At 29.6% G+C, this 4,377-nt stretch carries 3 protein-coding genes; all 3 read right to left on the bottom strand.

Annotation, left to right across the window (positions count from 1 at the left end):
* Positions 1 to 475 (bottom strand): alpha-amylase family glycosyl hydrolase (locus Q0L44_RS04970; RefSeq protein ID WP_296636090.1); only part of this gene is annotated, 475 nt, incomplete at its 3' end.
* Between the two features lie 2 nt (positions 476 to 477).
* Positions 478 to 1,887, bottom strand: a complete 1,410-nt coding sequence (locus tag Q0L44_RS04965; protein ID WP_296636087.1) for an alpha-amylase family glycosyl hydrolase — start codon at positions 1,885 to 1,887, stop codon at positions 478 to 480.
* 9 nt (positions 1,888 to 1,896) lie between these two features.
* Positions 1,897 to 4,365 (bottom strand): TIM-barrel domain-containing protein, encoded by a 2,469-nt coding sequence (locus tag Q0L44_RS04960; RefSeq protein WP_296636093.1) that lies wholly within the window; start codon positions 4,363 to 4,365, stop codon positions 1,897 to 1,899.
* Positions 4,366 to 4,377 lie beyond the last annotated feature (12 nt).

Raw genomic sequence — 4,377 nt, 5'->3', positions numbered from 1 at the left:
CTGCATCTAACAACACACGAATACCGTTTTTATGAGCTATTTCTACCAATTCTTTTAAATCTTCTTTGGTTCCAAAATTAGGATCAATTTTCGTCCAATCTTTGGTCCAATAACCATGAAATCCATAAGTTAATCCAGTTCCTTCATCAGTTCCTCCATGAATTTGCTCTACAATTGGAGTCATCCATATTGCGTTGATTCCAAATTTGGTAAAATAACCTTCCTTAATTTTCTGGGTAATTCCTTTAATATCTCCACCTTCAAAACCACGCAATTTTCCAGTTTTTTTATTTCTATCAAAATTGATGTCATTTGAAGTATCACCATTATTAAATCTGTCTGTTAATAAGAAATAGATGTTAGCTCCTTCCCAAACAAATTCTTTTTTAGCTTTTTTTTTGGAAGTTTTTTCTACTGATTTTTCTTGACAAGCAATAACAAATGCAAAACAGAAGATATAAAGGATTTTTCTCATAATTATTTTACTAAAATTCTATAACTAGACGCATTAATTTCAAAAGCATCTCCTTTTAACTCTACCTTTTCATTTGAAAAGTAATCTTTAAAAACACCTTTTATTGGAATTCCTATTTTTTCTCCATTATCAGAGAAATTAGTAATAAACAAAACTGTATTATTATCTTTTGTTCTCTTTAAAATAAAGGTTTCTGGCTTGCTGTCTAAAACTTCAAAACTCGCCTTTTCTTTACCTCCATTTAAAGCTGAATTAGAGTTCTTTAACTCGCCTAATTTTTCTAACAAACCAAACATTTTTCCTTTGGTTTTTGGTATTGAATCTTTTTCGAAAAACTTTAATCTATGTTTTAAATCATATTCTTGACCAGAATAAATTAGAGGCATTCCTGGAAGCACATAACTTAAGGCTGTTAAAATCTCTGCTTTTTTACCCATTCTTTCTTCAATAGTTCCGTTCCAAGAATTCTCATCATGATTTGTAACAAAATTCATTAAAATATCATCTTTTTCATAACGTTCATTATAGGTAAATTCTATGTACTTTTTTAAATCTTTAATAGTCTTTTTTCCGCTTGCTAAATCATTAAATAAATGATGTCCATCCCAAGCATAAGCCATATCAAATAAATTGTCTTTTAATAATTCTGGCTCCCAAGCCTCTGCTAACATAAAAATATCTTTTTCTACTCTTAATTTTGGAATAGCATTTTGCCAAAACTCTGTAGGTACAGAACCAGCAACATCACACCTAAAACCATCTATATTTTCTTTTTCAATCCAATATTTCATATCAGAAATCATTGTTTCTTGTAGTTTTTTATTATCGTAATTTAAATCTGCAACGTCTGTCCAATCTGTGTCTTTTGGGTGTATTACTTCTCCTTTATCATTTTTAGTATAAAAATCTGGATTTGTTTTTAACCAAGAATGATCCCAACCTGTATGATTTGGCACCCAATCTAGAATAACATAAATTCCATTTTCATGAGCGGTTTTAACCAGTTTTCTAAAATCTTGTAGGTTACCAAACTCAGGGTTTATTTTAGTAAAATCTGAAACTGCATAATAGCTTCCTAAATATTTGCTTTGTTCTTCTTTAAGGAAATCTGAAGCAAACTTACTATTTGCACCACCTGTAGCTTTCCTTTTTGTTTCTGATATAGGAAAAATAGGCATTAACCAAATAACTTTTACGCCTAATTTTTTTATTTCTGGAATGTCTTTTGTAAATTCTTCAAAAGTTCCTTCAGGAGAATATTGACGAATATTAGCTTCATAAATAACAGCATTTTCCATATCAGATTTAGAAATTGGTGCTAGTTTTTTACGCTCTATTCTTACTTCTATTTTTTCTTGTTTACAAGCAGAAAGCATAGATACAGTTATAATAAATGCTATTAAATTTTTCATTTTTAAAAATTAGTTTAATGTTATTTTTACTTTTATTTCTTTTGCAGAATTCCATTTTATAGGAATGATGAGTGTGTTATTTACTGTCGTAAATTGTTTTCTTTTTCCATCAACTTTTATTTTTTTAGGATTCCAATTGATGTTGTGAATCACCAATTTTATGTCTTTCTCTAATGGATTCCAGTTGCTTCCAAATTCTGCCTCAAAATCAATTTCTAACCATTTTTTACAAAATTCTGCCTCAAACTCTAACAATTCGTATTGTCCTTTTTCATAAGCATTCGCAGTTAATCCATCATCATTATAAAATGTTCTTTTAGATTCCTCTTTCTTATCAAAATAATAATGTAATACTAACTTATCTGCTTTGTAATTATCTGTAGTTTGCACCAATTCTGACATCAAAATAAATGCACCTCCTCTAACATAAGTTGGTATAGATTTCTTTTTTACTTTGACTCTTTTTGTTTGTCCTCCTTTGACTTTATCTTCATCAAAATAAAAATTAAACCAATTGGATGTTTTTGGAAAATAAATTTCTTTTGCTTTGATAGAGTCTTTTAAAATGGGGGTGATTAAAAAATCTTTTCCCCATAAATAGGTTTCTGAATTTGTCATCAGTTTTGTATCATCTTCTTCAAAGAAAATAGGACGCATTAAAGGTGTTCCTTTTTGATTATTTTCAAACGCTAAATTGTAATTATAAGGCAACATTTTGTAACGTAACTCAATAGCTTTTTTTGCATACTTTTTTGCAAAATCACTTCTAAAAACAGGTTCACTTGGTACATCTTCTTGTGCATGAGGCCTGTAAATAGGCTGAAAAACACCATATTGCAACCAACGTGTGTATAAATTATCATTTAAATTATTACCTGCAAATCCACCTAAATCAGAATGCATATAACCCAAACCTTGCATACCCATTTGCAATGCAATTTCTGGTTGAGATTGTAAACCTCCCCAAGTTCTATTCACATCTCCAGACCAAGGAATCATTCCAAAACTTTGCGAACCAGAACTTCCTGCTCGCATTAAAATAAAAGGACGCTCATTTGGATATTCTTTTTTATAGCCTTCAAAAATTAATTCTGCCCAATTATGACCATAGATATTATGAATTTCGTCTGCTTTTTGATTTTCATTAAAAGTAACCCAAGAAGGTAAAACTTCTGGTTCTCCTAAATCGCCCCAAAAACCTTTTGCTCCTATATTATAGATTTCTTTATAAATATTCCAAAACCAATCTCTACCTTCTTTTTTATAGATATCTATGATACCTGTGTTTCCAAAATAGAAATTATATTTTGCAGAATTGCCAAGTGTATCTTTTGCCAAAATTTGTTTTTTATCTGCTTCTTCCCATTTTTTTGAATTTGATAAAATATAAGGTTCTGTTATTAAAACTGTTTTTACCCCTTTGTTTTTTAAGCGAGAAATCATCCCTCTCATATCTGGGAAAGAATCTTTGTAAACCTCCAAATTTCCCATAGTTCCTTTTAAGGTTTCCCCAAACCAATACAAGTCTAAAATAACAGCATCTACAGGTATTTTTTCTTCTTTAAATTTATTAATAGTAGTAATTGTTTCTTTCTGTGAATGATATCCAAATCTACTAGAAAAATTACCTAAAGTCCATCTTGGAGGTAAAGGCTGTTTTCCTGTTAAATCAGTATAATTATCAACTAAATCCATCCAAGAATCCCCAACAATTACTTGATATGTTTTTCTGCCAGAAATGGTTTCGTAAGTTAAAGAGTTGTCTTTTTTACTGTCTAAATCTAAATATCCAATTGGTGCATTATCAAAATGGAGCATATATTTTTTGGAAGAAATTACCAATGGAATTGTATAATTCATCAATTTAGATTCGGTTTCATAACCATAATGTGCTTTGTTATATAGCTGTAATCTGTGTCCTCTTCTGTTCATCCCTAAAGCTCTTGAACCTGCTCCATATAGGACTTCATCATCATCTAAACTAAAACGAATTGTTTCAAAATCATTAGTGTTTTGATAGCCATTTTTTTCTGAAGTAATTTCTTCTCCTTGATGCCAATAAGAAATATTGAAAGGACTTTTAGTAATTTTTATTGATAATTTTTCGGAGGAAAGTATTAGCAAATTATTATTTTCTTGATACTCTAAATTTGAATATTTATTTTCTAAAACAACTGTGTGCGATTTTTGATTTGCTATTTTTTTACCTTTAGGCAAAAAAGTCGTTTCTGCAATTTCTGATGATAAAAAATGGATTTTATAAGCACCATCAGAAACATTAATTTTCAGTTGATTCTCATTAAGTTTTGCATCAATAAAAGTTCTAGGTTTTAATTTTTCTTTAAAGAGCCAAAGAATGGTTTCTTCAACATTTGTGCGCCACAATTCCTCATTGTGCTTGCCTTCAGGAACAACTTTAGATTTTATGTTTTCAGATGGAAAACCTTGATTTTTTAAGATATTAATAGTTGTATTCATATCAACAACTGT

Origin of the sequence: Polaribacter sp., from assembly GCF_024639685.1 — a bacterium.
Taxonomy (GTDB): Bacteria; Bacteroidota; Bacteroidia; order Flavobacteriales; family Flavobacteriaceae; genus Polaribacter.
The sequence above is the reverse complement of the archived record's forward strand: the minus strand, read 5'-3'. Positions and strand labels throughout refer to the sequence as shown.

What these genes read in the sequence shown, in the direction of transcription:
- Q0L44_RS04965 (WP_296636087.1), bottom strand. Translation starts at nt 1,887, where the DNA reads ATGAAAAATTTAATAGCATTTATTATAACTGTATCTATGCTTTCTGCT.
- Q0L44_RS04960 (WP_296636093.1), bottom strand. Translation starts at nt 4,365, where the DNA reads ATGAATACAACTATTAATATCTTAAAAAATCAAGGTTTTCCATCTGAA.